The following is a 26,357-nucleotide window of genomic DNA, read 5'->3' as shown; positions in this document are numbered from 1 at the left end:
TCCTTTATGCGTTGCGGTTCAGCCAGACCATATATTCAGCGACGCCCTGCGCCACCGTTTTAAATGGCTTGTCGTAACCGGCAGCACGCAATTTAGTGAGATCGGCCTGCGTATAGGCCTGGTAGCGTCCTTTGAGTTTCTCCGGGAACGGGATGTACTCGATCTGACCTTTCTGATGGAATTTCAGAACCGCATCAGCCACTTCCTGGAAGGATTCGGCGCGGCCTGTACCACAGTTATAAATCCCGGAGACGCCATTTTCCCAGCACCACAGGTTCACTTCTGCCACGTCATCAACGTGGATGAAATCACGCTTAAAGCCATCGCTGCCTTCAAACAATTTTGGATTTTCATCGTTGCTGATCTGTGTGTTCAGATGGAAAGCAACGCTGGCCATGCTGCCTTTGTGGCCTTCGCGCGGTCCGTAGACGTTGAAATAGCGGAAGCCGCACACCGGCGAGTTCGCTTCCGGCAGCATCTGGCGGACGTAGTGGTCGAACAACATCTTGGAGTAGCCATAGACATTCAGCGGCTGCTCATACTGACGCTCTTCGATGAAACTCTCGTTGCGTCCGCCGTAGGTGGCTGCGGAAGAGGCGTAAAGGAACGGGATCTCGCGCTCAAGACAGAAATGCAGCAGCTCTTTGGAGTACTGATAGTTGTTCTCCATCATGTACTTGCCATCCCACTCAGTGGTGGAGGAGCAGGCACCCTGATGGAAGACCGCTTCGATCGGGCCTAAATCGTCGCCTGCGATCACGCTCATCAGGAACTCTTCTTTGTCCATGTAATCGACGATATCCAGGTCGACTAAATTGGCAAACTTGGTGCCATCCTTCAGATTATCCACCACCAGAATGTCGGTGTGACCGCGATCGTTCAGCGCTTTGACGATGTTGCTGCCAATCATTCCTGCGCCGCCAGTTACGATAATCATGTTGTTACCTTCAACGTTGTGGGGTGAAACAGGAGGTTTCACACACGAATACCTCACATCATAACATTTCATCAGAGTGCAGACAGCCAGATGACTCTGTAACGCGTTGTGCGTACATCGTCGCGGCGTGAACTATGCTGCAAAAATGACATTCTGTTGGGCGATTTATCGTGAAGAAGCGGCCTGTTCAGTAAGATATGCCAGATTTTTGCCATCTGAGGAGAGCAATGATGCCTGCGCAATTTTATCAACAACTTCGTCAGCAACTTGATGATGCACGTCAGGAAGGACTGTTTAAACAGGAGCGGATCATTACCTCTGCGCAGCAGACGGAGATCGCGGTTGGCAGCGAGCCGGCAGTGATTAACTTCTGCGCCAATAACTACTTAGGTTTAGCGAACCATCCGGCGCTGATTCAGGCGGCGAAAGAGGGGATGGATTCGCATGGTTTCGGCATGGCGTCAGTACGCTTTATCTGCGGCACGCAGGACAGCCATAAGCAGCTGGAAAAGCGGCTGGCAGAGTTTGTCGGCATGGAGGATGCCATTCTCTACTCCTCCTGTTTCGATGCAAACGGCGGCCTGTTTGAAACCCTGCTTGATGCGCAGGATGCCGTTATCTCGGATGCGCTGAATCATGCCTCAATTATCGACGGCGTCCGGCTGTGCAAAGCGCAGCGTTATCGCTACGGCAATAACGATATGGCGCAGTTGCGTGCCTGTTTGCAGGAAGCACGCGATAAAGGTGCCCGACATATTCTGATTGCCACCGATGGCGTCTTCTCAATGGATGGGGTGATTGCGAATCTGTCTGCCATTTGCGATCTGGCTGATGAATTCTCCGCGCTGGTGATGGTGGATGATTCCCATGCGGTGGGCTTTGTCGGTAACACCGGACGCGGTACCCATGAATATTGCGGCGTCATGGGCCGGGTCGACATCATTACCGGCACGCTGGGTAAAGCGCTGGGTGGCGCGTCCGGTGGCTATACCGCAGCAAAAGCCGAAGTCGTGGAGTGGTTACGCCAGCGTTCCCGTCCCTATCTATTCTCTAACTCGCTGGCGCCAGCCATCGTGGCTGCCTCGCTGCGGGTGCTGGATCTGCTCAGTGAAGGCGACGGACTGCGTCAGCGTTTGTGGGACAACGCCCGTTACTTCCGTGAGCAGATGACGGCGGCGGGCTTTACGCTGGCTGGTGCCGATCACGCCATTATCCCGGTGATGCTGGGTGAAGCCAGCGTCGCCCAGGAGTTTGCCCGCCTGCTGCAACAGGAAGGCATCTACGTGACCGGCTTCTTCTATCCGGTGGTGCCAAAAGGTCAGGCACGCATCCGCACCCAGATCTCTGCGGCGCACACCCAGCAGCAACTGGAACGTGCGATGGCGGCCTTTACCCGCATCGGCAAACAACTGGGCGTCATCGCCTGAGGAGTCCGTCATGAAAGCACTTGCCAAACTGAAGAAGGAAGCGGGCATCTGGATGGTGACTGATGCCCCGGTTCCGGAGCCGGGTCACAACGATCTGCTGATTAAGATTCGTAAAACCGCCATCTGCGGCACCGATGTCCATATCTACAACTGGGATGACTGGTCGCGCAAAACCATTCCGGTGCCGATGATTGTCGGGCATGAGTATGTGGGTGAGGTGGTCGCGATTGGACAGGAAGTGAAAGGCTTTACGATTGGAGACCGGGTTTCGGGCGAAGGGCACATTACCTGTGGACACTGCCGCAACTGCCGCGCCGGACGCACTCATTTATGCCGCAACACGATGGGCGTGGGCGTTAACCGTCAGGGCTGCTTTGCGGAGTATCTGGTCATCCCCGCCTTTAATGCATTTAAAATTCCCGACAACATTTCCGATGAACTGGCGGCAATCTTTGATCCGTTCGGCAATGCAGTGCACACCGCACTCTCGTTCGATCTGGTCGGCGAGGATGTGCTGATCTCCGGCGCGGGTCCTATCGGCATCATGGCCGCCGCGGTCTGTCGGCATGTCGGCGCGCGCAACGTGGTAATTACTGACATCAATGAGTATCGCCTGGCACTGGCGCGGAAAATGGGCGTCACGCGCGCGGTCAATGTGGCGAATGAAGACCTGAGGGAAGTGATGCATGCGCTGGGTATGACGGAAGGATTTGATGTCGGGATGGAGATGTCGGGCGCACCTCCTGCTTTCCGTTCATTGCTGGAGGTGATGAATCACGGTGGGCGTATCGCGCTGCTGGGGATTCCGCCGGGTGAAATGGCAATTGACTGGAACCAGGTGATCTTTAAGGGGCTTTTCATCAAAGGCATCTATGGCCGTGAGATGTTTGAAACCTGGTACAAAATGGCGGCGCTGATTCAGTCCGGCCTCGATTTAACGCCGGTCATTACGCATCGCTACGGTATCGACGATTTCCAGCAGGGTTTCGATGAGATGCGTTCAGGACGCTCGGGGAAAGTGATACTGAGCTGGGATTAGTGATACTGAGCTGGGATTAAAGCAACGGCCGCCGACGTGGCGGCCGCCTGATTAGCTTTGCTTCTTCTCTTCGTCGGTCAGGTAGCGCACTTTGCGCGTGTAATCCTGACCTTTAAAGTTCAGCGGCTGCTGCGGGTCGGCCAGGTATTTTTGCCATTCCGACAACGGGAATCCGCCATGCGCCCCAACCACATCCGGCGGGATGACTGCCGACTGACCGCCGATTTTTTTTGAGACCGGCCAGTTAGCCCATTCCCCCAGATTGACGGTTTTAATATCCAGCATGTCGAGCAACACTGCGAGCGGCAACTGGTCAGTAGGCGGCTGGCTGTCGTTCATTAAATTCCAGGTATCATTAAACAGCGTCAGCCACAGCGGCGAAATGCGCTGCCAGACTTCACGGGTGGCAGCCAGGTAAGCGCCATTCACATGGTCCACCAGATAAGGCCGGATACTGTGCGGATAGTAGGCGGGGATCGCTGCTTCCGGCGCACCGTCCAGCTTGGCAATCATTTTCCCCTGACGAAAGCTGGAATAGAGATGGCCTGGCTTCATCATGATCTGCGGCATCTTAAGCAGATTGAGGTCGGAATCGATCATCAGAATACCGTCGCCTTCTGCCTGTAAAGGCGCCTGCAACTTGATCAAACGACTGCGATAGATTTGCTTATAGCGATAATTTTCTTCCCGATGCGGAACATCCAGCGTCGCCACGCGGGTTTTAGCCGGCAGGCTGCCAAAGGCGTGCGCTGGCTGATCGCTGACAATCACGACCTCTTTTGTCCCCGTTGCGAAACGTGCCGCAAAATCGGCACTGAGCAGGGCTTCTTCAATATAGTCCGCGCCTGTGCAGGGGATCACGACAGACGTGACCGGTACAGTGCCCTGAACCTCTTTTTGCGAATAAGGCAGGTTATGGCGCGCCCTGATATGGCGGTAACGGGGATTTAAAAAATTAAGCATGAGGTTTCTTTTTGACGACGCTTTGCAGAATATTCTCGACGCCGCTGATATAAGTTTCAATGGCGTACTGTTCACGTACGCGTTTCGCTGCCGCATTGGTCAGGCGTTGACGCAATTCCGTATCCTGCCACAGTGCGGTCAGGTGCTGGGTCAGTTGTACCACGTTGCCGTAATCAAACAGCAGTCCGGTTACGTCATGACTGATCAATTCGGCAGTGCCGACCACACGGGATCCCACAACGGCGGTATTCACCAGCATCGCCTCCAGCACAACCCGGGGTAAACCTTCACTGCGTGAGGCCAGAATAAACGCATCAAAAGCCGTGAGGTAATCGAGAGCATTATTCTGAAAGCCCGTAAAAACCACGTGATGCTGGATGTTCTCTGCTGTAGCAAGCTGCAGCAGATGCTGAAGTTCCGGACCCGCGCCGACAATCACCATCCGCCAGTCTGCATCGGGATTGGCGCGTTTAAAACGGCCCAGCGCCTGCAGGATATGGTGATTAGATTTGCGCAATATCAGGGAGCCGATAGTGCCAAATACAAAGGTCGAAGGGGAGAGTTTAAAACGCTGGCGGACTTCAAGGCGGTCGGGCAGAGTCTGGTGAACGTCGATAGCATTACTGACGGTAAAACAGCGTTCTGCATCGATACCATGACGACGCAGGGTATTCCTGACGCCCTGCGATACGGCAATCACAGCCTGGCAATCCTGATTCACCATGCTCACCAGCCGCGGTTCCAGAACCGGATCGATACGGCAGTGTTGAACCACCGCAACGTCAAGGCTGCGCGCGGCCAGATAACCTTCCACATTGGTGCTGGGCTGGTTATTCATATAGAGCGTGTCGAAATTACCCAGCTGTAGCAGTGAATTGATTTTGCTGGCATTGGGCATAATTCGCCAGCGCGTATCAATCTCATCAATAGCGCGCTTCTTGAGCTTTTTATTGAAAAACAGCAGCGCGCGCACGGCTTCTTTAACAAATTTAGCCCAGCGTGGCTGTTTGATTTGCGGAATAAAAAAGACCGGAATGGCCAGCGCATTTAGCGTGGCCTCAATGGTTTCGTCGTTACCACGGCTGTAGTTGTGGTAGAAGCAACAGGTGATATCAAATTTTTGACGATCGATACGTTTCAGCAGCTCCAGCATACTGTTGGTGCCGCCACCCCACTCTCTGCCGTTATCCAGCAGCAGGATTTTTTGTTTATTTATCGTCATCCCTATCACTGTTTCCGCACAGCCCGTTATTGTCCGACCCTGGATTATAGTAATTTCTGCGTATAAATGAACGCTAAGCCGGAGACTTAGCATTCATAGCAAATCAGAACAGATTTTTTAGCGTGGTAAACAGTGGGCTGTGATTCACACTTTCAGCGATTACGGCTAAGGCTAGCGTCGCCGGAACCGGTGCCAGTGGCTGTTTCACTTTACACAGGCTGGCAGGCTGGAAGCGTGGTGGTACCGGTTTTGGCGGAGCCACTGGCGTCGGTGAGCCGCTGCGGAGTGATTCGTTCAACAGCTGGCTGGGACGAACCAGCGTTATGTCGGCTGGCAGCGTGGGTAACATCTGTTGCAGCACCCGAACGGTAGTCGGATGGGGATGACCAATGGCAATCGCATAACCGTCGCGCTGCGCCAGCTTCACCGCCCGGTTGAACTGCTGGCGGATGGCGTTAATATCCTGGCTGTCATCAAGAAAGACCCGACGTTTTAACACCCTGACCTGAGTACCCTGCGTGGCAGGTATCGCCTGACTGTTAGCGATGGTCATGCTATCCAGGAAGTAAAGATTGTAGTGGTTCAGCGCCTGCATCACTTTCTGCATGCCGGGCAGGCTTGAGGTCATTCTGCTGCCCATATGGTTATTCAGACCGACGGCATAAGGCACGTTGTTAACCGCATTACGCATGATGCGGGTAACCTCTTCGCTGCTCATCTCTGGCGTTAAGGTATCTTTTTCCAGCGGCTGTTTACTGAGCGGTGCCATCGGCAGATGGATCAGTACTTCATGACCACTCTGATGTGCTTTAGTCGCCATTTCATGCGCATGGGGTGCGTTGGGCAAGACCGCTACTGAAATAGCCTGCGGCATCTGCAGGACTTTGTTCTCTTCGGCAGGGCGATAGCCGACATCATCGATGACAATAGCCAGTTTGCCAGCCTGTGCAGCGTAGCTGAACAGTAAGGCGCTCAACAGAATGGAGATTTTTCGACGTTGCAGCAAAACTTATTTTCCTAACCACGGGAGTGGATTGACGGCCTGTCCCTGACGTCGGATTTCAAAATAGAGCGACGGGGTACCGCGGCCACCACTGGTGCCCACCAGTGCGATAGGCTGTCCTGCCTTCACCTGCGTACCCACGCTCACCAGCGCACTTTGGTTATAGCCATACAGGCTCATATCACCTTTGCCGTGCTCCAGCACAACCACCAGTCCGTAGCCCTGCAACCAGTCGGCCATCAGCACACGACCATCGGCGATAGCTTTCACCTCGGTGCCTTCCCGCGCATCAATCACCAGTCCTTTCCAGCGCAGTTCACCCTGGAGCTGTTCACCAAAGCGATGTTCAATACGTCCGCGCACCGGCCACAACGCCTGTCCGCCTGCACGACCGAGTCCACCAGTGCGGGCGACCAGTTCACGTTCGCTCTGGGTTGGCTGATAGCTGGAGCCTTTGGCTTTCGCCTGCGCCTGACGCTGACGCACTTTTTCCGCCTCACGGGCTTCACGTGCTGCGCGCTCACGCGCCTCGCGCTCCGCGCGGGCGATCTTATCCTGCAGACGGCTTTCGTTCTGACGCATCTCGACCAGATCGGCCTGATCTTTTTCCAGCGCGCTTTCCAGTGACGTCAGGGTCTTTTTACGCGCGTCGCTCGCCTGTTGCAGCTTCTGCTGCTGGCCCTGCTGCTGCGCTAATAACTCTTTCTGCTGCTGTTGCTTCTGCTCCAGCGAGGCACGTTGCTGATCCAAATCCTGACGTGTCTTTTGCAGCGATTCGATACTTTTCTGACGGGCAGCGTTCAGATAGCCGAAATAGGCCAGAATACGCTCACTGCGCTGGCTCTCTTCACCGCCCATCAAAAGCTGTACGCCACTGTGCTGACCCTGACGAAATGCCGCATCAAGTTGCTCAGAAAGCAGGCTTTCCTGCTGAGTTTGCTGTTTCTCCAGGCGAGCGATGGAGGTAGCGAGCTGCCTGATCTCATCATTCAGCGCGGTGAGGCTGTTGCGGGTGTCACGCAGCTGACGGCTCGCCAGCGCGATGATTTTTTCCTGGCTCTGCAACTGATCCAGCAGTTTGCTGCGCTGCAGTTTCTGCGCTTTAACGCTTTTCTCTTTTGCAGCAATGTTTTGCTGAATAGATTGCAACTGAGATTTACTGTCCTCTGCGCTGTGAACAGCGGCAGGCAACAACAGTGCTCCCGCACAAAGCAGACTAAGGGAGAAGCTGGACAGGTGTGTGAACAACGGCAGGTTATCGCCGTTGGGACGGGTCCTTGTGTGCGAAACGGTTGTTTTTCCCTTCATAGGCCAATGATTATTCCACGATGAACCGCCGCTTACCAGTGCTGCCAGCGGGCATTTGCTTTTCCAGTTATGTCCACTTTCGCCATGACATGGATTAACCCTTACGCCATTTTTGCCTTTCAGCCACTTTTTTTGGAAAATGGAGCACAAATCGATACTCTGGCCGCATAGCATCTGTACATGCGAAGTGGCGCAGGTATACTCAGAACCCTTGTTTTAGCTTATTAGCCCGGTTTGGAGTCGTTACCCCTCATGCAAGAAATTATGCAGTTTGCAAGCAATCACCCCATCCTGAGTCTGGCATGGGTCGTTTTACTCGTTATGGTGATTGTGACTACCGTTAAAGGAATGTTCTCTAAGGTAAAAACGATCAGCCGCGGTGAAGCCACCCGCCTGATTAATAAAGAGGACGCGGTAGTAGTAGACGTGCGTTCGCGCGACGATTTCCGCAGGGGGCATATTTCAGGTGCGCTGAATGTGGCAGCCGCTGAGATTAAAAAAGGCAACATCGACGAACTGGCAAAGCATAAAGCGCAGCCCATAATTGTGGTGTGTGCAACCGGACAAAGCGCAGGCGATTCTGCTGCACATCTCAGCGCGGCAGGCTTTGAGCAGGTTTCAGTGCTGAAAGAGGGTATCAGTGGCTGGAGCGGCGAAAATCTGCCGTTAGTTCGCGGTAAATAATCTTACAGAGGTGCTGATCATGGCAAATGTTGAAATGTATACCAAGGCCACCTGTCCTTACTGCCATCGTGCGAAGGCGCTGTTAACGCAAAAAGGCGTTTCGTTTCAGGAAATTCCCATCGATGGTGATATGGCGAAGCGCGAAGAGATGATCAAGCGTAGCGGTCGTACCACCGTGCCTCAGATTTTTATTGATGCGCAGCACATTGGCGGCTGCGATGACTTATTCGCACTCGATAATCGCGAAGGTTTAGATCCCTTACTGCAGGCGTAATTTTACGCCGGACAACCTCATATATAGGATTTGGTCACATGTCAGAACACAACACCAACGAAATGCAGTTCCAGATTCAGCGCGTATTCACTAAAGATATCTCTTTTGAAGCGCCAAATGCCCCGCAGGTTTTCCAGAAAGAGTGGGAACCGGACGTTAAGCTGGACCTGGATACTGCATCTTCTCAGCTGGCTGACGACGTTTACGAAGTGGTACTTCGTGTGACTGTAACCGCAACTGTGGGTGAAGAGACCGCTTTCCTGTGTGAAGTTCAGCAGGCCGGTATTTTCACCATCAGCGGTATCGAAGGAACGCAGATGGCACATTGCCTGGGTGCATACTGCCCGAACATTCTGTTCCCATACGCACGCGAATGTATTACCAGCCTGGTATCACGTGGTACCTTCCCGCAGCTGAACCTGGCACCGGTTAACTTTGATGCGCTGTTCATGAACTACCTGCAGCAGCAACAAGGTGAAGAAGGTGCTGAACCACATCAGGATGCCTGATGACAACTCACGCTTCGATTAGCGTCATCGGTGCCGGTTCCTATGGCACCGCTTTGGCGATTACGCTGGCCCGTAACGGCCATCCGGTGCTGTTGTGGGGACATAACCCGGCGCATCTGGCGCAACTTCAGACTGACCGCTGCAACACTGCTTTCCTGCCTGATGTACCGTTCCCCGACAACCTCTCCCTTGAGCCTGATCTGACCAAAACCATTGCCGCCAGCCGTGATTTATTAATCGTGGTGCCGAGTCATGTGTTCGGCGATGTGCTGCAGCAGATTAAACCTCATCTGCGGCCCGACTCGCGTATTGTCTGGGCGACCAAAGGGCTGGAAAAAGAGACGGGCCGTCTGCTGCAGGACGTGGCACGTGAAATCGTGGGTGATGCTATTCCGCTGGCCGTGATCTCCGGGCCGACCTTTGCAAAAGAGCTGGCGGCAGGATTACCGACGGCCATCGCGCTGGCTGCAACGGATGCGCAGTTTGCTGACGACCTGCAGCAGAAGCTGCACTGCGGTAAAAGCTTCCGCGTTTATAACAATCCAGATTTCATCGGCGTACAGCTGGGCGGCGCGGTAAAAAACGTCATCGCTATTGGTGCCGGGATGTCTGACGGGATTGGTTTTGGCGCGAATGCGCGTACTGCACTGATCACTCGTGGTCTGGCTGAAATGAGTCGGCTGGGCGCAGCGCTGGGTGCCGATCCCACCACCTTTATGGGTATGGCAGGTCTGGGCGATCTGGTGCTGACCTGTACCGATAATCAGTCGCGAAATCGTCGGTTTGGCATGATGCTGGGCCAGGGCGAGGATGTAGATAGCGCGCAACGCATTATCGGACAAGTTGTAGAAGGTTACAGAAACACCAAAGAAGTCAAAGCTTTGGCTGCACGTTTTGGTGTGGAAATGCCGATCACCGAGCAGATTTATCAGGTGTTGTATTGCGAAAAACCGGCGAGAGATGCAGCATTGAGCCTGCTGGGACGAACAAGGAAGGACGAAAACAGCATCAGCTAACGCAGGACGCGTAGCATCATCACCTGTAGCGCCCATTCAGGCGCTTTTTTTATCGGGAGAAAACAGCAATGTCGTCTGATGAGTTAGAACTGGTCTGGAATAATATCAAAGCAGAAGCGCGCGCCCTGGCTGATTGTGAGCCGATGCTGGCCAGTTTCTTCCACGCGACATTGCTCAAGCATGAAAATCTTGGTAGCGCTTTGAGTTATATGCTGGCCAACAAGCTGGCTAACCCGATTATGCCCGCCATCGCCATTCGTGAAATCGTTGAAGAAGCCTACCGTGAAGATCCGTCGATGATTATGTCTGCGGCTTACGATATTCAGGCGGTGCGCCAGCGCGACCCGGCGGTCGATAAATACTCCACGCCGCTGCTCTATCTCAAAGGATTTCATGCACTTCAGGCCTACCGCATTGGTCACTGGCTGTGGAATGAAGGCCGGCGTGCGCTGGCGGTTTATCTGCAGAATGAAATCTCCGTCTCTTTTGCCGTTGATATTCATCCCGCCGCCAACATTGGTCACGGCATTATGCTCGACCATGCCACTGGCATTGTGATTGGCGAAACCGCCGTGGTTGAGAATGATGTCTCGATCCTGCAATCGGTGACGCTGGGCGGTACCGGCAAAACCAGCGGCGACCGCCATCCGAAAATCCGTGAAGGGGTAATGATTGGTGCCGGTGCGAAAGTGCTGGGGAATATTGAAGTCGGCAGGGGAGCAAAAATTGGCGCGGGTTCTGTGGTGTTACAGCCTGTGCCGCCACACACCACGGCAGCAGGCGTACCCGCGCGTATCGTCGGCAAGCCAGGCAGTGAAAAGCCGTCAATGGATATGGATCAGCACTTCAATGGCAGCCTGGCCGGTTTTCAGTTTGGCGACGGCATCTAATCTTTAATCAGTGCGCCCGCATAATCCAGCTGGCGCCACGCTTCATAGACCACTACTGAAACGGCATTCGATAAATTCATGCTGCGGCTTTCCGCTCTCATTGGGATGCGGATTTTCTGCTGCGCCGGTAACGCCGCCAGAATTTCCGCTGGCAGTCCACGGCTCTCAGGTCCAAACAGCAGATAATCGCCAGCCTGATAGGCGACGGCACTGTGTGTGGGTGTACCTTTGGTCGTCAGCGCAAACAGACGTTCAGGCGACTCCGTGGCGATAAATGCCTGATAGTCAGCATGGAATTTTATGGCCGTGAATTCGTGGTAATCCAGTCCGGCGCGACGTAAACGCTTGTCATCCCAGGCGAAGCCGAGCGGCTGAATCAGATGAAGCTGGAAGCCCGTATTGGCGCACAGGCGAATGATATTGCCGGTATTTGGCGGAATTTCTGGTTCAAACAAGACAATGTTAAGCATAAGGCCCCCGATGACAGGGGCCGAAGCATAGCAAATTATTGACGACCGGAGGAGTAGAGCGGCAACCAGAGGGTCAGACGCAGGCCGCCCAGTGGACTGTCATCGGCTTTAACCCAGCCGCGATGCTGCTGCACTGCCGTTTCAACAATGGCCAGGCCAAGACCCGTGCCGCCTGATTCGCGATCGCGCGCTTCATCGGTACGGTAGAAGGGTCGGAAAATCTGTTCACGATCTTCCGGACTCACGCCAGGGCCGTCATCATCAACGTGTACCGTGATACCGGAAATATCGACGGAGAAGCTGACGCTGATATGGGTGTGTGAGTAGCGCAGCGCATTGCGCACGATGTTTTCCAGTGCACTCTCCAGCGCATGAGGGTTGCCGTAGAGCGGCCATGGGCCAGGCGGGTAGGGGATATCCATCTTCTTGCCCATCTGCTCAGCCTCAAAACGGGCATCTTCCAGCACCCCATTCCACAACTGATTCGCCTTCATCGCTTCGCTGACCAGTGCATTTTTATGCTGGGTGCGTGACAACACCAGCAGGTCGTTGATCATGCCATCCAGACGCTGTGCTTCCATCTCAATCCGCTCCAGCTCTTTCCCTTCGCCCTGACGCCGACGCAGCAGCGCGGTAGCCAGTTGCAGACGAGTAAGCGGGGTACGAAGCTCATGACTGATATCCGATAGCAGACGTTGCTGACCGGTCATCATTCGCTCCAGCGCACTCACCATCTGGTTAAAGCTGGAACCCGCCGCCAGAAACTCCTGTGGGCCTGACTCCAGTTCCGGATGCTGACGCAGATTCCCGCTTGCCACTTCATCGGCGGCATATTTCAGCTTACGCGCCGGACGTGCCAGACTCCACGCCAGCCACAGCAGCAGCGGTGAGCTGATGAGCATGGTGACAATAAGCAACAGCAACGGACGGTCAAACAGCAGATTGACGAAATCCAGCTGGGAACTGTTGGCGGGACGGATCATGTAAAGCTGGTAGTTATCTTCGCCATCCCGTACGGCGAAAGGCCCTACCAGCTCAACTCGACCATATTTCTTTTTCTGTGGATGATCGGCGTTATCAGACTGGCCGATAAAGTTGCGGATAACCTGCATTTCGTTATGTTGCGCGCCAATCACCCGACCTTCACTGGTCACTAACAGCAGCCGCTGACCCGGCGGTGCCCACTTTTCTACGGCGCGAAACAGACGACGCCACCACATCAGATCGTTAGGGGGATCCTGTGACAGCTCTGCTTCGACGTGTTGCTCAATCATGATGCCCTGCCGCTGTTCACTTTCCAGCAGCGAGGTCATCTGTCGTGAATCGAGCTTGGGCACCATCAGCACCAGCATCAACACCAGCGCCAGCGTTAACCAGAAGATGGCGAAGATACGGGTGGTCAGACTTCCAATCATGATGCCGAAACCATCAGGTAGCCGCGGCCACGTAAGGTTTTAAACCAGGGATGACCGTCACGGCGTTCAGGCAGCTTGCGGCGCAGATTCGAGATATGCATATCGATGGCGCGGTCAAAAGGTGTCAGGCGCTTGCCCAGCACTTCCTGACTCAGATGTTCACGCGAGACGACCTGGCCCAGATGCTGCGCCAGCAGATAAAGCAGGGTGAACTCCGTGCCGGTGAGATCCAGCGTGACATCATCAAAACTCGCTTCCTGACGGCCAGGATTGAGCCGCAGGCAGTCCACTTCCAGTGTGGGCGAGCTATTGTCGTGTTGCTGCTGCTGTTCACTCCAGTTTGAGCGGCGCAGAATAGCGCGGATACGCGCCACCAGTTCGCGATCGTTAAACGGTTTAGGCAGATAGTCATCTGCACCGAGTTCGAGGCCCAGTACGCGATCCAGCTCGCTGCCGCGCGCCGTGAGCATGATGACGGGGGTTTGATGTTGCTGACGCAGTTCTTTCAGGGTGTCGATACCGTTTTTCTTCGGCATCATGACATCCAGTAAAAGCAAATCAATAGAATTATCGAGCAGGTTCAGTGCTTGTTCACCATCGCTGGCCACCACCACTTCAAACCCTTCCATTTCTAACAGTTCTTTTAAAAGCGAAGTTAATTCGCGGTCGTCATCTACCAACAGGATTTTATTCATTTTTGTAGCCCTCCGCAGGCAAAATACCGTGTTCCTGGCGCACCTATCTATCGCTTTACGTAGTTTTACACCCCCTGACGGATGTTTGCAGCTGTCGCCGTACACTGGCTCTCGTTGAATCGCAAAACGGAACGAACTGGAGTACACGATGCGCAAATTAACCGCCGTCGTCCTTGCCTCAGCGATGGCTCTGAGTGTCGCCAGCGCAGGTGCTAAAGATGCGACGACGATTGACGAGATGCATCATGGCGGATTGCCGACAGGCAGTATGACGCAAAATCCGCAAAGCCACATGTTCGATGGTATCGAGCTGACTGAAGTGCAGCGTCAGCAGATGCGAGACCTGATGCAACAGGCCCGACATGAGCGCCCGGTCGTTCATATTGACGATATCGCAGCATTACACGACCTGGTGACTGCAGACCAGTTTAACGAAGCGGCCATCCGCGCAAAGGCGGAAGTCATCGCCAGAGTTCAGGTTGAACAGCAGGTTGAGATGGCGCGCGTACAGAATCAAATGTTTCAACTGCTAACGCCGGACCAGCAGGCCACGTTGCAGAAGAATTACCAGCGGCGACTTAATGAGCTGCGACAGTTTTCGAATCTGCAGTCAGCGTCATCGCTGCAGGCAGTGAGTAGTACCAGCAGTAACCAGTAACATAGTATCCCTGTTTTCCTTGCCATAGACACATCCCTGTCTTCCCCCGCCATGATGGTGGGGGTTTTTTTTATCTTTTTTTCACTTTTTTTAATTTGACCGGAATCATCACCACGCAACAAAACCCCCATTTTATTAGCGCTTGTTTAACGTTAATTTGTCAGGCTCGATGATTATTGACTATTCAGGCCATCACGTAAATTTAAGCGTACCGGTAAGCATCTTAAGGCTGTCAAAATAATTTAAGCCACTGAAACTAATAGATTTACGGCCTTCTCATATAAGCTTTTATCTTAACTTTCAACGTGTTGCTTTTCCCGCGTTACGCTTGCCGGTTCAGGCGCACCCTCTACACTTAATCCTGTCACTGCAGGGAAGTTAAGTGTCTTTGCGAAGTCTCAGGGAGCAACAACCACATTATGTAGTCCTGAATGAATCTATTAACGGAGTAAGTTATGGCAGAGCATCGTGGTGGTTCAGGTAATTTCGCAGATAATCCGCAAAAAGCGTCTGAAGCCGGTAAGAAAGGCGGCCAGAGCAGCGGCGGCGGAAACTTCAAAAACGATCGTGAAAAAGCATCAGAAGCAGGGAAAAAGGGCGGCAAAAAGTAATCGCCGCGTCTTTCTCAGCCCAGACCAGCACATGACTGTGGTCTGACACTGATGTGTATGACACTTTGCCCCGTCCTCCCCGAGGTCGGGGCTTGTTTTTTTATGCCTGCCACGCTTTTGCAAAAGAGACTAAGTCGTTGAATGACCCGCTAAGCACTGCCCGCCTCCTGGTGTTAAACTTTAGCCATTCTTTTATTTGAGTACGCATCATTGCTGATGCTGCAAAGGGAATCTGGCATGCGATCCTCTTATGGCCGACTGGTAAAGCGTGCTGCGCTGGCCGCCACCATTCTTGCTTCTGTGCTGTTAATCGTGAAAATTTTTGCCTGGTGGTACACCGGTTCGGTGAGTTTGCTGGCTTCACTGGTAGACTCGCTGGTAGATATCGCCGCATCCCTGACCAATCTGCTGGTGGTGAGATATGCGCTGCAACCGGCTGACGAAGATCATACTTTCGGGCACGGCAAAGCGGAATCGCTGGCGGCGCTGGCGCAAAGTATGTTTATCTCCGGCTCGGCGCTGTTTCTGTTTCTGACTGGCCTGCAGCATCTTGCCTCGCCCAGTGAGATGCGGGCGCCCGGCGTTGGCGTTGTGGTGACCGTTTTGGCACTGAGCTCAACGCTGGTGCTGGTCGCCTTTCAGCGCTGGGTGGTGCGTAAAACCCGCAGTCAGGCCATCAGGGCTGACATGCTGCACTATCAGTCGGACGTCATCATGAATGGTGCCATTCTGATCGCGCTGGTCCTGAGCAGCTATGGCTTTGTCCGGGCTGATGCCCTGTTCGCGTTGGGGATTGGCATTTTCATTCTCTACAGTGCGTTGCGTATGGGCTATGAGGCGGTGCAGTCATTACTGGATCGCGCGCTACCTGAAGAGGAGCGGCAGCAGATTCTGATACTGGCGACAAACTGGCCACAGGTGCAGGGCGTCCACGACCTGCGAACCCGCCAGTCCGGCCCCACTAAATTTATTCAGCTACATCTGGAACTGGAAGACCAGTTGCCACTGGTGCAGGCGCACCGGGTAGCCGATCAGGTTGAGAAGGCATTACGCAAAGAATTTCCTGGGTCAGACGTAATTATCCATCAGGATCCCTGTTCTGTGGTACCGTTCGAGAGAGAAGATTCTTTAGGTTTTTAACGTAAATGAATCAAATCGATACGAAAGGAATGACGTAACGCTAACATTGCTGCAAAAAATAGTGAAAAGTTGTCTGACCTGAATCAATTCAGCAGCAAGCCTTTGATATACTATCTGCCATCACATGTCGCGCTAATCGTAAAATGATCTTCAGCAGCGATCGACAGGCAGGATTAACCCTTAGTTTTGAACAATCCAGAGGTTGTCATGATCAAAAAAATTGGTGTATTGACCAGTGGCGGTGACGCCCCAGGCATGAACGCAGCTATTCGTGGAGTGGTACGTTCCGCGCTGAGTGAAGGACTGGAAGTTTTTGGGATCTATGACGGTTATCTGGGATTGTACGAAGATCGCATGATTAATCTTGATCGCTACAGCGTCTCCGACATGATTAACCGTGGTGGCACGTTCCTGGGCTCAGCGCGTTTCCCTGAGTTCCGTAATGAAGATGTGCGCCAGGTTGCCATTGAGAACATGAAAAAGCGCGGTATTGATGCGCTGGTTGTGATTGGTGGTGACGGCTCCTACATGGGTGCTAAGCGCCTGACTGAAATGGGCTTCCCATGCATCGGTCTGCCAGGCACCATCGATAACGACGTGGCCGGAACGGATTACACCATCGGTTATTTCACAGCGCTGGAAACCGTGGTTGAAGCGATTGACCGCCTGCGTGACACCTCTTCTTCGCATCAGCGTATTTCGATTGTTGAAGTGATGGGCCGCTACTGTGGCGATCTGACCCTGGCGGCGGCGATTGCCGGTGGCTGCGAGTTCATCGTCCTGCCAGAGTTCCCGTATACCCGCGAAGAGCTGGTTGCGGAAATCAAAGCGGGCATCGCCAAAGGTAAAAAGCACGCTATCGTGGCGATTACCGAACACATCTGCGATATCGACGATCTGGCCCGTTTCATTGAAACAGAAACCAAACGTGAAACCCGTTCGACCGTTCTGGGCCATATTCAGCGTGGCGGTGCACCTTGTGCGTATGACCGTATCCTGGCCTCACGCATGGGCGCTTACTCCATTGAACTGCTGATGCAAGGTTACGGCGGCCGTTGTGTGGGTATTCAGAACGAGAAGATGGTGCATCACGACATCGTCGACGCAATTGAAAACATGAAACGTCCCTTCAAGCGTGACTGGCTCGACACGGCGAAAAAACTCTATTAATTACAGGCGGGGTGTGCTGCACGGCATGCCCCAGCATTCTCCTTGCATATTCCCCTCGGTTATAACAGCTTATTTTTAATTCTTTTAGCTCTGTAATGGTTTATGTCACGCTTAGCCCATAACGACATTGGGAGAGTGCGTAATGAACAAGTGGAGTATTGGCGTTACCCTGTTGCTGGCCTCAACCAGCGTTCTGGCGAAAGACATTCAGCTGTTAAACGTATCCTACGATCCAACGCGTGAACTGTACGAACAGTACAACAAAGCGTTCAGTGCGCACTACAAACAGGAAACCGGCGACAATGTCGTGGTCCGCCAGTCGCATGGCGGTTCCGGAAAGCAGGCGACCTCCGTGATTAACGGCATCCGGGCGGATGTGGTCACACTGGCGTTGCAATCCGATGTTGATGCCATTGCCGAACGCGGTCGTATTGATAAGGACTGGATCAAACGTCTGCCGGACAACTCTGCGCCTTACACCTCGACCATCGTCTTCCTGGTTCGTAAAGATAACCCGAAGGGTATCCATGACTGGAGCGACCTGACGAAGCCAGGCGTATCTGTGATTACGCCTAACCCGAAAACGTCCGGCGGCGCCCGCTGGAACTATCTGGCGGCCTGGGGCTGGGCACTGGATCATAACAACGGTGATCAGGCTAAAGCGCTGGCTTACGTCAGAGCGCTGTTCAAAAACGTTGAAGTGCAGGATTCGGGTGCACGCGGCGCCACCAACACCTTCGTTGAGCGCGGGATTGGCGATGTGCTGATCGCCTGGGAAAACGAAGCTTATCTGGCGGTTAACAAACTGGGTAAAGACAAGTTCGAGATTGTTACCCCGAGCGAATCGATTCTGGCTGAACCGACCGTGTCGGTGGTCGATAAAGTGGTGGATGAAAAGGGCACGCGTAAAGTCGCTGACGCTTATCTGAAATATCTCTACTCGCCAGAAGGCCAGACCATCGCTGCACAGAACTACTATCGCCCGCGTGATGCTGAAATCGCGAAGAAATTTGCCAGCACCTTTGCACCCGTGAAGCTGTTCACCATTCAGGACAAGTTTGGTGGCTGGGCGCAGGCTCAGAAAGCCCACTTCGCCGATGGCGGCAGCTATGACCAGGTCATGAAACCATAACGTATTGCGGTCAGCGCGCTCTGCGCTGACCGCTTATCCGCCACCCTCACGTCTTTTCTTTTCTCTGCCCAGCCGCTGGGTTATCTGCCCGAATTCCCCGTGACATTTTTTTCCCGCCAGGCGAGGATGCAGGCTGCTAAACCATTCGGGAAGCGTTGTTATGCCGACAAATCGTCGTGCAACCAGCCTGGTTGCGGTTCTGCTGGTGCTGCTCATTGCGGGAATACTGGCTGCCGCACTGCATTTCAAAAAGAACAGTGATGCACTCTGGCAGATTGTCAGCCAGAAATGTGTGCCTCATCAGCAGAGCAGCAGAGACCCTGCGCCCTGCCAGCGTGTTGACCAGCCGCATCGCTATGCCATGCTGAAAGATATGAACGGGCCGTTGCAGTATCTGCTGATTCCGCTCGACAAAATCACCGGTATCGAAAGCCCGCAGTTACTGCAACCCGCGACGCCTGACTACTTTGCCCTTGCGTGGCATGAACGAACCCTGCTTGCACAGCGACGCGGCTCACCCATTGATGATCGGGTCCTGTCACTGGCGATCAATTCACAATATGGCCGCACGCAGAATCAGCTCCATATTCATCTCTCCTGTCTGCGGGCCGATGTGCGTCAAAAGCTCGACGAGCTGACGCCGCAGCTTAGCGGTCAGTGGCAGGACATCATGCTGCGTAAGCACCGCTACTGGCTGCGTGCATTGACCCCGGACGAGCTGACTCAGCAGAGTGCATTTATCCGACTGGCCGATGAACGGCCAGAGGCACGCACAGAGATGGGGAAATATGGACTGGCACTGGCTGAATTAAGCGATGGGCGACTGGTCTTGATGGCGATTCAGCGAAACTGGCTGCTGCTGAACAGTGGGTCGGCTGAGGAGTTGCAGGATCACGCCTGTGAGCTGATCGCGCCCATAAAAAAGGCGGCTTAAGCGCCGCCTCTGCCCGGAATGCTAATGCTTAAGCGTTTTTTGCAGCCGCCGCAGCTTTAACGATTACCGCGAAAGCATCTGCTTTCAGTGACGCACCGCCAACCAGCGCACCATCGATGTCAGGCTGGGTGAACAGCTCAGCAGCATTCTTGTCGTTAACAGAGCCGCCGTACTGAATGATGACCTGTTCAGCGATAGCTGCATTTTTCTTCGCGATATGATCACGGATGAATTTGTGCACGGCCTGAGCCTGAGCAGGGGTCGCAGATTTGCCGGTACCGATGGCCCAGACGGGCTCATACGCGATAACCGCATCTTTGAACGCTTCAGCGCCCTGGGTTTCCAGAACGGCATTCAGCTGACGCGCACAGACTTCTTCGGTTTTACCCGCTTCGTTTTCTGCTTCGGTTTCACCAATGCACAGCACCGGAACCAGGCCCACTGACTTCAGTACCGCGTATTTCTTCGCGATAAACTCGTCGCTCTCTTTGTGGTAAGTGCGGCGTTCTGAATGACCGATAATGATATATTTCGCGCCGATATCTTTCAGCATCTCTGCGGAAACTTCACCGGTAAATGCGCCAGACAGGTTAACGTCCACGTTCTGCGCACCCAGTGCGATGTGGCTACCGGAGATGGCGTGTTTTGCCTGCTCGAGATAGAGCGCTGGCGGTGCAATGGCGACGCCACAACCCTCAACGCCAGAGAGTTCCTTACGCAGACCCGCGATCAGTTCAGCTGTGATCTGCTTGCTGCCATTCAACTTCCAGTTACCCATAACCAGTGGATGTCGCATTCTATCCTCCGCATAACGCGATACATGAAAAATCGCTGCCAGCCGGCAGCGTTGTCTGCCAGACAGTATAGAGATCAAATGTAGTGATGGCTTTGCTTTTCGTCATTTTCAGCCACATCATCAGGGGCTCGCGAGCGCCAGTTTGACCGGTTCAATCGCGAAGGTCAGTCCTTTGTCGCCGTTGTCAGCGACCACAAAACGCAGCGCGCCGTCGACCTGCGCAAAGTAGGGTAAATCCTTACCTTCCTTCAGCAGGCTCTCCAGCTTTTTACGCCCTTCCTCGGCGCTTAATCCTGGTACAAAAAAGCGCAGCATGGCGGTCATATAAGCCAGCGCTTTTTGCTGTGAGGCGCTCTGGTCCGGGCCAGGCAGTGGCAGCCAGGTGATCTGCAGCGTCTTGATTTTACCGGTGCCGGGTTCCAGCGCGGTAGAGGCATAGAGCGTTTCATTGATTTTGCTGGCGGCGCGCGTCAGGTTGCTTTTATCACCCCGGTTATCAATAGCGCGATACTCCGGCAGCATCAATGCTGCATTGGCCAGATTATATTTTTCGCGAAACTGGCCGATAGTCATATCAAAGGTGGGAGCGCCCGCCAGCAGATAAGGCGCGGTGGGCAACGCATCGGGCCGTTCTGGCGGTGGCGGATCGGCGGCAAAGACCGGAACCGTCAGCGCAAACGATAACAGCAGTGCGCCAGGCAAATTCTTCATTTTGTCGATCCTAACCCGTAAACTCAGGCGCAAATTAAAACGGTTTTTATTCGCGAGGTCAAAAGCGCGGCGGTTCTCTTCTCTCTGGATGATAATGCATGACGTTACAACAATGGTGTTTTTCCTGGCGCGGCCGACTGGGACGACGTGATTTCTGGATCTGGCAGGCCGTCTGGTTGCTGACCACGACACTGTTATTCGTCTTAGCAGCAAACGACTGGATTGATAGCCAGATGGCGGCCTTTGGCGTGGTCTGCCTGCTATGGCCCGCCAGCGCGGTTATGGTTAAACGGCTGCACGATCGCAATCGACGCGGCTACTGGGGATTTCTGGTGATTGTTGCCTGGCTGCTGGTGGCGGGAAACTGGACCATGCTGGGTGGGGTTCTGCCCTGGCTGCTGGGCCGCGCCATTCCGCTTGCATTAATCGCTGGTCTGCTGCTGGATCTCGGCGTCTTTCGCGGTACCCCCGGCGCTAACCGGTTTGGTACCGCGACGCAGCCGGTGCGATACCGGCAAACGACTCACCAGTAATGTTCACTGGTGATATGGCCCGGCTTACGCTTCAGGTGTTTGCGCATCTCGCGCGTCTCTTTCAGTAACTGCTGGGTATCGCGCACCATCTGCGGGTTGCCGCACAGCATCACGTGGCTGCTGTCGGCATCCAGGCTTAACCCGGTGGCGCGCTCCAGCTCACCGTTTTCGATCAGCGCCGGGACCCGGCCCGTCAGCGAACCGGCGATCGCTTCGCGACTCACCACCGTCTGGATGTGCAGCTTACCTTGATAATGTTGTTGCAGCTGCTGCATCAGTGGCAAAAAGCTCAGGTCGGCCGCATAGCGTGCGGCATGCACCAGCACGATGTTTTCAAAGCGATCCAGCCCTTCGCCCTGCTGGAGCATCGACAGGTAGGGACCAATCGCGGTGCCGGTTGCCAGCATCCATAAGGTTTTGCATTCCGGGACTTCATCCAGCACAAAGAATCCCGCGGCTTCTTTGGTAACCATCACCTGATCGCCCGGCTGAAGAGCCTGCAGATGCGGACTCAGCTTGCCCTCTGGCACCGTGACCAGGTAAAACTCCAGCAGGTCATCTTTTGGCGCATTGACGTAGGAGTAAGCGCGCTGCACCCGCTCACCGTCGATTTCCAGCGCCAGCTTGGCAAATTGCCCGGCGATAAAAGGATCGATGGGCGCTTTTACCCGGAGACTGAACAATGCATCCGTCCAGTTTTTGACTTCCTTTACTTCACCATTGACCCATTCAGCCATAATCACTCCCTGGTTGTTGATTATTCAGGCAGGTCACTATTTTCGCGACTAGCCAGCGAGATTGCCAGCCTGCGCCCTGGCAAAGGCTCTAATCGACAAACTGTTGCTTTGTCTTTACAGGCTGGCGCATAAACTTGACAGGCGCAAGCCCGGACCTTTTCGCTTACCTCTCGCTTTGTCATCCAATCCTGATATTTTGCCCGCCATAACAAGATGACTGGCGGGTGAACCGCTGTTTTAACCTCCTTTCACAGAAAGAAATTTTGCATAATCATGATTAGTAAACTGGAAAATCGCCCACTGCTGGTGATGCTCATTGTGCTGGTGGCTGTCGGGCAGATGGCACAGACTATCTACGTCCCGGCGATGTCGGTGATGGCGGACGCCCTGAATGTGCGGGATGGCGCGCTGCAGCGGGTGATGGCGGCCTATCTGATGACCTATGGCGGATCCCAGCTGATCTACGGTCCGCTGTCAGACAGTGTGGGCCGTCGTCCGGTGATCCTGGCGGGCATGATGATCTTTATGATCGGCGCAATCACGGCTCTGATGGCGACCTCTCTCGATATGCTGGTGCTGGGTAGCGCAATCCAGGGACTGGGAACCGGCGTGGCAGGCGTGATGGCCCGTACCATGCCACGTGATCTCTACGAGGGGCACGCGCTGCGTCGCGCTAACAGCCTGCTTAATATGGGCATTCTGGTCAGCCCGCTGCTGGCACCGGTGATTGGCGCACTGCTGACCCAGCTCTTTGGCTGGCACGCCTGTTTCGCCTTTCTGCTGCTGCTCTGTCTTGCGGTGACCGGTTCCATGGCGCGCTGGTTGCCGGAGACCCGGCCGCAGAGTGCGGAAGTGACCCCTTTCTTTAAACGTTACGCCCGCCTGCTCAGCGACGCGAATTTCGTCCGCTATATTGTGCTGCTGATTGGCGCGCTGGCCGGGATTGCGGTCTTTGAGTCGAGCTGTGGCGTTCTGCTGGGCGGCGTGCTCGGCCTGCACAGCCTGACCGTCAGCATCCTTTTCATCCTGCCGATTCCGGCAGCGTTCTTTGGTGCGTGGTTTGCCGGGCGCGAGCAGGGTTCATGGCACAGCCTGATGTGGTGGGGCGTGAATAGCTGTCTGCTGGCGGGCATCCTGATGTGGATCCCGGCATGGTTCGGCGTAATGAATATCTGGACGCTGCTGGTGCCCGCCGCGCTGTTCTTCTTTGGTGCCGGTATGCTGTTTCCGCTGGCGACCTCAGGCGCGATGGAGCCGTATGCGTGGCTGGCGGGAAGCGCGGGCGCACTGATTGGCGGCATGCAGAATCTGGGATCGGGCCTGGTGGCGTGGCTCTCAGCCATGATGCCGCAGCGCGATCAGTTCAGCCTTGGCATGCTGATGTTCTTTACCGCGCTGGTGATGCTGCTCTGCTGGTTGCCGCTCTCACGTCAGCCGAAGCGCGGCAATCAGCCGGTTACAGGATAAACGGATGGAGCGCCGGATCTTTACGGTCGAGATAGTGAATCGACTGGATGCGGCGAATGGTGCGTGATTTACCGCGAATCAGCAGCGTTTCGCTGGTAGCAATATTGCCCTGACGCGTAATGCCTTTCAGGAGTTCGCCACTGGTAATGCCGGTGGCGGCAAATACCACGTTGTCGTTACGGGCCATCTCGCCCAGCGTCAGCTTTTTACCCGCTTCAATTCCCATCTCTGCACAGCGCTGCAGCTCCTGCTCGCCAAGCCGACGGTTTTCAGCGCTGTCGCCTTTCACATGATGACGTGCCAGCAAGCGGCCCTGCATATCGCCGTCCAGTGCACGGATCACCGCCGCAGAGACCACGCCTTCCGGTGCGCCGCCAATGCCGTACATCACATCCACTTCGCTGTCCGGCATGCAGGTCAGAATCGAGGCGGCGACATCGCCATCCGGGAAGGTAAAGACCCGTACGCCCAGCTGCTGCAACTGGCCGATCACCGCATCGTGACGTGGCTTTGCCAGAATCGATACGGTCAGCTGCGACAGCGGCTTGTTCATCGCTATCGCGATATTACGCAGGTTGGTTTCCAGCGGCTGGTCGAGATCGATAGCGCCATGCGCTGTCGGACCGACAATCAGTTTCTCCATGTACATGTCAGGGGCGTGCAGAAAGCTGCCTTTATCGCCGACGGCCATCACGGCCAGCGCGTTAGCCTGGCCAAGTGCCGTCATGCGGGTGCCTTCAATCGGATCGACGGCAATATCGACCGCATCACCGCGACCGGTACCAACTTTTTCACCGATATAGAGCATCGGCGCTTCATCGATTTCGCCTTCACCGATCACAATCTGACCGTCAATTTCAATGGAGTTCAGGACATGACGCATGGCATGGACAGCCGCGCCGTCAGCTGCATTTTTGTCGCCGCGTCCTAACCAGTGATAGCCTGCCAGGGCGGCAGCTTCGGTTACGCGGGAAAATTCAATGGCAAGTTCTCGTTTCATGGCATCTACCTGACAAAAAACCGGCAGGCAGTGTAACACAGCGGGGCAGCAGGGCGGGGAAAAGGCCCGCAACGGCCAGCGTCGCGGGCACAGAGATTACTCCTGGTCTTCCCACGCCTGTGCGCGGGCAACCGCTTTTTTCCAGCCGGCATAGCGGAAGTTACGCTCGGTCGTTTCCAGGCTTGGACGGAACTCACGCTCAATAACCGCTTTAGCGCGCACTTCATCCAGATCCTGCCAGAAGCCGACAGCCAGACCCGCCAGATAGGCAGAACCCAGCGCCGTTACTTCACGCACTTCCGGACGCTCAACACGGGTGCCGAGGATGTCAGCCTGGAACTGCATCAGGAAGTTGTTGGATACCGCACCACCATCCACACGCAGCGCCTGCAGGCGGGTGTTGGCATCATTCTGCATCGCTTCCAGCACGTCACGCGTCTGATAAGCGATCGACTCCAGCGTCGCACGGATGATGTGGTTAGCGTTCGCGCCGCGCGTCAGACCGAAGATTGCGCCACGGGCATACGGGTCCCAGTAAGGTGCGCCCAAGCCGGTGAAAGCAGGCACCATGTAAACGCCATTGGTATCTTTCACTTTCATCGCGAAGTATTCAGAGTCAGCCGCTTCACTGATCAGCTTCATCTCATCGCGCAGCCACTGAATAGAGGCACCCCCGATAAATACGGCACCTTCCAGCGCATAGTTCACTTCACCGCGCGGGCCACAGGCGATAGTGGTCAGCAGGCCATGGGTCGAGGTCACCGCTTCAGTACCGGTGTTCATCAGCATAAAGCAGCCGGTGCCGTAGGTGTTTTTCGCCATGCCAGGCTGTACACACAGCTGGCCATACAGCGCGGCCTGCTGGTCACCGGCAATACCGGCGATAGGAATACGTGTACCGCCTTTACCACCGATGTTGGTCTGACCGTAGACTTCAGACGAGGACTTCACTTCCGGCAGCATTTCACGTGGGATATCCAGGATATCCAGCATGCGCTGATCCCACTCGAGCTTGTGAATGTTAAACATCATGGTACGTGAGGCGTTGGTATAGTCAGTAATGTGAACGCGGCCCTGAGTCATTTTCCAGACCAGCCAGGTATCAACGGTACCGAACAGCAGCTCGCCACGTTTCGCACGCTCACGTGAGCCTTCAACATGGTCCAGGATCCACTTCACTTTCGTTCCGGAGAAGTAGGGGTTAATTACCAGCCCGGTGGTGTGCTGGATGTACTCTTCCAGACCCTCTTTCTTCAGTTTGTTACAGTAGTCGGCGGTGCGGGGATCCTGCCAGACGATGGCGTTATAGATAGGTTTACCGGTCTCTTTTTCCCACACGATGGCGGTTTCGCGCTGGTTAGTGATACCAATTGCCGCAATCTCATCAGAACGGATATCGGCATGGGCCAGCACTTCAACCAGCGTAGAGCTTTGTGAAGCCCAGATATCCATTGGATCATGCTCAACCCAGCCCGCTTTCGGGTAGATCTGAGTAAATTCGCGCTGCGATACCGCAACGATATTAGAGTCGTGGTCGAGAACGACGGCGCGTGAGCTGGTTGTTCCCTGATCGAGCGCGACAATATATTTTTTATCTGTGGTAGTCATAAATTCAG

General features: G+C 54.6%; 28 protein-coding genes. 15 read left to right on the top strand and 13 right to left on the bottom strand.

What is annotated here, in order from left to right; genetic code table 11:
* Positions 1-4 precede the first annotated feature (4 nt).
* Positions 5-937 carry an ADP-glyceromanno-heptose 6-epimerase gene (gene rfaD / locus NIM72_RS11805; RefSeq protein ID WP_161732967.1) on the bottom strand — a complete coding sequence of 311 codons (933 nt, stop codon included), beginning with the start codon at positions 935-937 and terminating at the stop codon, positions 5-7.
* Between the two features lie 230 nt (positions 938-1,167).
* Between rfaD and NIM72_RS11800 the strand changes: the two genes are divergently transcribed.
* Together NIM72_RS11800 and tdh are read left to right on the top strand one after the other, a co-directional pair.
* Positions 1,168-2,364 carry a glycine C-acetyltransferase gene (locus tag NIM72_RS11800; protein WP_253422087.1) on the top strand — a complete coding sequence of 399 codons (1,197 nt, stop codon included), beginning with the start codon at positions 1,168-1,170 and terminating at the stop codon, positions 2,362-2,364.
* A 10-nt stretch (positions 2,365-2,374) separates the two neighbouring features.
* Entirely contained in the window at positions 2,375-3,403 is a 1,029-nt protein-coding gene (gene tdh, locus NIM72_RS11795) for an L-threonine 3-dehydrogenase (RefSeq protein ID WP_161732969.1), read from the top strand.
* A gap of 51 nt (positions 3,404-3,454) precedes the next feature.
* Here the strand turns inward: tdh and NIM72_RS11790 are convergent, their stop codons facing one another.
* The 4 genes from NIM72_RS11790 to envC all read right to left on the bottom strand — a co-directional run bounded on the left by NIM72_RS11790 (position 3,455) and on the right by envC (position 7,899).
* Positions 3,455-4,366 carry a hypothetical protein gene (locus NIM72_RS11790; protein ID WP_253420494.1) on the bottom strand — a complete coding sequence of 304 codons (912 nt, stop codon included), beginning with the start codon at positions 4,364-4,366 and terminating at the stop codon, positions 3,455-3,457.
* On the bottom strand, positions 4,359-5,588 hold the full coding sequence (locus tag NIM72_RS11785; RefSeq protein ID WP_253420491.1) for a glycosyltransferase: 1,230 nt from the start codon (positions 5,586-5,588) through the stop codon (positions 4,359-4,361). The genes NIM72_RS11790 and NIM72_RS11785 overlap by 8 nt, the downstream gene beginning before the upstream one ends.
* A gap of 103 nt (positions 5,589-5,691) precedes the next feature.
* Positions 5,692-6,594 carry a divergent polysaccharide deacetylase family protein gene (locus tag NIM72_RS11780; RefSeq protein WP_253420487.1) on the bottom strand — a complete coding sequence of 301 codons (903 nt, stop codon included), beginning with the start codon at positions 6,592-6,594 and terminating at the stop codon, positions 5,692-5,694.
* Positions 6,595-6,597: 3 nt separating this feature from the next.
* Positions 6,598-7,899: a murein hydrolase activator EnvC gene (gene envC / locus NIM72_RS11775; protein ID WP_161732976.1), complete on the bottom strand. Its 1,302-nt coding sequence runs from the start codon at positions 7,897-7,899 to the stop codon at positions 6,598-6,600.
* A gap of 252 nt (positions 7,900-8,151) precedes the next feature.
* On the opposite strand from envC, the gene NIM72_RS11770 reads away from it, so the two are divergent.
* The 5 genes from NIM72_RS11770 (at position 8,152) to cysE (ending at position 11,272) form a co-directional block, all read left to right on the top strand.
* Positions 8,152-8,583 (top strand): rhodanese-like domain-containing protein, encoded by a 432-nt coding sequence (locus NIM72_RS11770; protein ID WP_161732978.1) that lies wholly within the window; start codon positions 8,152-8,154, stop codon positions 8,581-8,583.
* A gap of 19 nt (positions 8,584-8,602) precedes the next feature.
* Entirely contained in the window at positions 8,603-8,857 is a 255-nt protein-coding gene (gene grxC / locus NIM72_RS11765) for a glutaredoxin 3 (protein ID WP_008926942.1), read from the top strand.
* A 38-nt stretch (positions 8,858-8,895) separates the two neighbouring features.
* Positions 8,896-9,366: a protein-export chaperone SecB gene (secB, locus tag NIM72_RS11760; RefSeq protein WP_161732980.1), complete on the top strand. Its 471-nt coding sequence runs from the start codon at positions 8,896-8,898 to the stop codon at positions 9,364-9,366.
* A complete protein-coding gene (gene gpsA / locus NIM72_RS11755; RefSeq protein WP_197061506.1) occupies positions 9,366-10,382 on the top strand; it encodes an NAD(P)H-dependent glycerol-3-phosphate dehydrogenase in 1,017 nt (338 codons plus the stop codon). The genes secB and gpsA overlap by 1 nt, the downstream gene beginning before the upstream one ends.
* 68 nt (positions 10,383-10,450) lie before the next feature.
* Positions 10,451-11,272, top strand: a complete 822-nt coding sequence (gene cysE, locus NIM72_RS11750; protein WP_090967199.1) for a serine O-acetyltransferase — start codon at positions 10,451-10,453, stop codon at positions 11,270-11,272.
* Here the strand turns inward: cysE and trmL are convergent.
* The 3 genes from trmL to cpxR are packed head-to-tail and all read right to left on the bottom strand — an operon-like array spanning position 11,269 to position 13,852.
* Positions 11,269-11,742: a tRNA (uridine(34)/cytosine(34)/5-carboxymethylaminomethyluridine(34)-2'-O)-methyltransferase TrmL gene (trmL, locus tag NIM72_RS11745; RefSeq protein ID WP_161732982.1), complete on the bottom strand. Its 474-nt coding sequence runs from the start codon at positions 11,740-11,742 to the stop codon at positions 11,269-11,271. The two genes, cysE and trmL, sit on opposite strands and share 4 nt — an antisense overlap.
* A gap of 35 nt (positions 11,743-11,777) precedes the next feature.
* Complete coding sequence (gene cpxA, locus NIM72_RS11740) at positions 11,778-13,157, bottom strand: envelope stress sensor histidine kinase CpxA (RefSeq protein ID WP_013359484.1); 1,380 nt, start codon at positions 13,155-13,157, stop codon at positions 11,778-11,780.
* Positions 13,154-13,852 carry an envelope stress response regulator transcription factor CpxR gene (gene cpxR, locus NIM72_RS11735; RefSeq protein WP_009088062.1) on the bottom strand — a complete coding sequence of 233 codons (699 nt, stop codon included), beginning with the start codon at positions 13,850-13,852 and terminating at the stop codon, positions 13,154-13,156. The genes cpxA and cpxR overlap by 4 nt, the downstream gene beginning before the upstream one ends.
* 148 nt (positions 13,853-14,000) lie before the next feature.
* Between cpxR and cpxP the strand changes: the two genes are divergently transcribed.
* The 6 genes from cpxP (at position 14,001) to NIM72_RS11705 (ending at position 19,497) form a co-directional block, all read left to right on the top strand.
* Complete coding sequence (gene cpxP, locus NIM72_RS11730) at positions 14,001-14,510, top strand: cell-envelope stress modulator CpxP (protein ID WP_161732983.1); 510 nt, start codon at positions 14,001-14,003, stop codon at positions 14,508-14,510.
* A 455-nt stretch (positions 14,511-14,965) separates the two neighbouring features.
* Positions 14,966-15,121 carry a general stress protein gene (locus tag NIM72_RS11725; RefSeq protein ID WP_010258211.1) on the top strand — a complete coding sequence of 52 codons (156 nt, stop codon included), beginning with the start codon at positions 14,966-14,968 and terminating at the stop codon, positions 15,119-15,121.
* Between the two features lie 237 nt (positions 15,122-15,358).
* Positions 15,359-16,261: a CDF family cation-efflux transporter FieF gene (fieF, locus tag NIM72_RS11720; protein ID WP_253420484.1), complete on the top strand. Its 903-nt coding sequence runs from the start codon at positions 15,359-15,361 to the stop codon at positions 16,259-16,261.
* Between the two features lie 207 nt (positions 16,262-16,468).
* Positions 16,469-17,431 (top strand): 6-phosphofructokinase, encoded by a 963-nt coding sequence (gene pfkA, locus NIM72_RS11715; RefSeq protein WP_003851263.1) that lies wholly within the window; start codon positions 16,469-16,471, stop codon positions 17,429-17,431.
* Positions 17,432-17,573: 142 nt separating this feature from the next.
* Complete coding sequence (locus tag NIM72_RS11710; protein ID WP_161732987.1) at positions 17,574-18,563, top strand: sulfate ABC transporter substrate-binding protein; 990 nt, start codon at positions 17,574-17,576, stop codon at positions 18,561-18,563.
* Positions 18,564-18,723: 160 nt separating this feature from the next.
* Entirely contained in the window at positions 18,724-19,497 is a 774-nt protein-coding gene (locus tag NIM72_RS11705) for a CDP-diacylglycerol diphosphatase (protein ID WP_253420469.1), read from the top strand.
* Between the two features lie 28 nt (positions 19,498-19,525).
* Here NIM72_RS11705 and tpiA read toward each other — a convergent pair whose 3' ends face one another.
* Positions 19,526-20,293 (bottom strand): triose-phosphate isomerase, encoded by a 768-nt coding sequence (gene tpiA, locus NIM72_RS11700; RefSeq protein WP_253420466.1) that lies wholly within the window; start codon positions 20,291-20,293, stop codon positions 19,526-19,528.
* A gap of 120 nt (positions 20,294-20,413) precedes the next feature.
* Positions 20,414-21,004, bottom strand: coding sequence for a DUF1454 family protein (locus NIM72_RS11695; RefSeq protein WP_161732993.1), 591 nt, complete (start codon positions 21,002-21,004; stop codon positions 20,414-20,416).
* Positions 21,005-21,102: 98 nt separating this feature from the next.
* Here NIM72_RS11695 and NIM72_RS11690 point away from each other — a divergent pair, with 98 nt between their 5' ends.
* Positions 21,103-21,537, top strand: coding sequence for a DUF805 domain-containing protein (locus tag NIM72_RS11690; protein ID WP_222924837.1), 435 nt, complete (start codon positions 21,103-21,105; stop codon positions 21,535-21,537).
* Here the strand turns inward: NIM72_RS11690 and fpr are convergent.
* Entirely contained in the window at positions 21,528-22,274 is a 747-nt protein-coding gene (gene fpr / locus NIM72_RS11685) for a ferredoxin--NADP(+) reductase (RefSeq protein WP_253420464.1), read from the bottom strand. The two genes, NIM72_RS11690 and fpr, sit on opposite strands and share 10 nt — an antisense overlap.
* Before the next feature lie 273 nt (positions 22,275-22,547).
* Between fpr and emrD the strand changes: the two genes are divergently transcribed.
* On the top strand, positions 22,548-23,741 hold the full coding sequence (emrD, locus tag NIM72_RS11680) for a multidrug efflux MFS transporter EmrD (protein ID WP_253420462.1): 1,194 nt from the start codon (positions 22,548-22,550) through the stop codon (positions 23,739-23,741).
* On the opposite strand, the gene glpX is transcribed toward emrD, so the two are convergent.
* Together glpX and glpK are read right to left on the bottom strand one after the other, a co-directional pair.
* A complete protein-coding gene (glpX, locus tag NIM72_RS11675; protein ID WP_253420461.1) occupies positions 23,731-24,741 on the bottom strand; it encodes a class II fructose-bisphosphatase in 1,011 nt (336 codons plus the stop codon). The genes emrD and glpX overlap by 11 nt on opposite strands.
* 96 nt (positions 24,742-24,837) lie before the next feature.
* On the bottom strand, positions 24,838-26,349 hold the full coding sequence (gene glpK, locus NIM72_RS11670) for a glycerol kinase GlpK (RefSeq protein WP_033734465.1): 1,512 nt from the start codon (positions 26,347-26,349) through the stop codon (positions 24,838-24,840).
* Positions 26,350-26,357: the final 8 nt, after the last annotated feature.

The sequence above is a fragment of the Pantoea sp. B550 genome, assembly GCF_024158165.1.
Taxonomy (GTDB): domain Bacteria; phylum Pseudomonadota; class Gammaproteobacteria; order Enterobacterales; family Enterobacteriaceae; genus Pantoea; species Pantoea alfalfae.
The sequence above is the reverse complement of the archived record's forward strand: the minus strand, read 5'-3'. Positions and strand labels throughout refer to the sequence as shown.

Bases quoted from the DNA above. Each gene is read 5' to 3' on its own strand.
- envC (WP_161732976.1), bottom strand. From the start codon at position 7,899: ATGAAGGGAAAAACAACCGTTTCGCACACAAGGACCCGTCCCAACGGC.
- NIM72_RS11695 (WP_161732993.1), bottom strand. From the start codon at position 21,004: ATGAAGAATTTGCCTGGCGCACTGCTGTTATCGTTTGCGCTGACGGTT.
- rfaD (WP_161732967.1), bottom strand. From the start codon at position 937: ATGATTATCGTAACTGGCGGCGCAGGAATGATTGGCAGCAACATCGTC.
- cysE (WP_090967199.1), top strand. From the start codon at position 10,451: ATGTCGTCTGATGAGTTAGAACTGGTCTGGAATAATATCAAAGCAGAA.
- pfkA (WP_003851263.1), top strand. From the start codon at position 16,469: ATGATCAAAAAAATTGGTGTATTGACCAGTGGCGGTGACGCCCCAGGC.
- tdh (WP_161732969.1), top strand. From the start codon at position 2,375: ATGAAAGCACTTGCCAAACTGAAGAAGGAAGCGGGCATCTGGATGGTG.
- cpxR (WP_009088062.1), bottom strand. From the start codon at position 13,852: ATGAATAAAATCCTGTTGGTAGATGACGACCGCGAATTAACTTCGCTT.
- NIM72_RS11690 (WP_222924837.1), top strand. From the start codon at position 21,103: ATGACGTTACAACAATGGTGTTTTTCCTGGCGCGGCCGACTGGGACGA.
- trmL (WP_161732982.1), bottom strand. From the start codon at position 11,742: ATGCTTAACATTGTCTTGTTTGAACCAGAAATTCCGCCAAATACCGGC.
- cpxP (WP_161732983.1), top strand. From the start codon at position 14,001: ATGCGCAAATTAACCGCCGTCGTCCTTGCCTCAGCGATGGCTCTGAGT.
- NIM72_RS11785 (WP_253420491.1), bottom strand. From the start codon at position 5,588: ATGACGATAAATAAACAAAAAATCCTGCTGCTGGATAACGGCAGAGAG.
- glpK (WP_033734465.1), bottom strand. From the start codon at position 26,349: ATGACTACCACAGATAAAAAATATATTGTCGCGCTCGATCAGGGAACA.
- glpX (WP_253420461.1), bottom strand. From the start codon at position 24,741: ATGAAACGAGAACTTGCCATTGAATTTTCCCGCGTAACCGAAGCTGCC.
- NIM72_RS11800 (WP_253422087.1), top strand. From the start codon at position 1,168: ATGCCTGCGCAATTTTATCAACAACTTCGTCAGCAACTTGATGATGCA.
- NIM72_RS11705 (WP_253420469.1), top strand. From the start codon at position 18,724: ATGCCGACAAATCGTCGTGCAACCAGCCTGGTTGCGGTTCTGCTGGTG.
- gpsA (WP_197061506.1), top strand. From the start codon at position 9,366: ATGACAACTCACGCTTCGATTAGCGTCATCGGTGCCGGTTCCTATGGC.
- NIM72_RS11770 (WP_161732978.1), top strand. From the start codon at position 8,152: ATGCAAGAAATTATGCAGTTTGCAAGCAATCACCCCATCCTGAGTCTG.
- grxC (WP_008926942.1), top strand. From the start codon at position 8,603: ATGGCAAATGTTGAAATGTATACCAAGGCCACCTGTCCTTACTGCCAT.
- cpxA (WP_013359484.1), bottom strand. From the start codon at position 13,157: ATGATTGGAAGTCTGACCACCCGTATCTTCGCCATCTTCTGGTTAACG.
- NIM72_RS11790 (WP_253420494.1), bottom strand. From the start codon at position 4,366: ATGCTTAATTTTTTAAATCCCCGTTACCGCCATATCAGGGCGCGCCAT.
- tpiA (WP_253420466.1), bottom strand. From the start codon at position 20,293: ATGCGACATCCACTGGTTATGGGTAACTGGAAGTTGAATGGCAGCAAG.
- emrD (WP_253420462.1), top strand. From the start codon at position 22,548: ATGATTAGTAAACTGGAAAATCGCCCACTGCTGGTGATGCTCATTGTG.
- fieF (WP_253420484.1), top strand. From the start codon at position 15,359: ATGCGATCCTCTTATGGCCGACTGGTAAAGCGTGCTGCGCTGGCCGCC.
- NIM72_RS11725 (WP_010258211.1), top strand. From the start codon at position 14,966: ATGGCAGAGCATCGTGGTGGTTCAGGTAATTTCGCAGATAATCCGCAA.
- secB (WP_161732980.1), top strand. From the start codon at position 8,896: ATGTCAGAACACAACACCAACGAAATGCAGTTCCAGATTCAGCGCGTA.
- NIM72_RS11710 (WP_161732987.1), top strand. From the start codon at position 17,574: ATGAACAAGTGGAGTATTGGCGTTACCCTGTTGCTGGCCTCAACCAGC.
- fpr (WP_253420464.1), bottom strand. From the start codon at position 22,274: ATGGCTGAATGGGTCAATGGTGAAGTAAAGGAAGTCAAAAACTGGACG.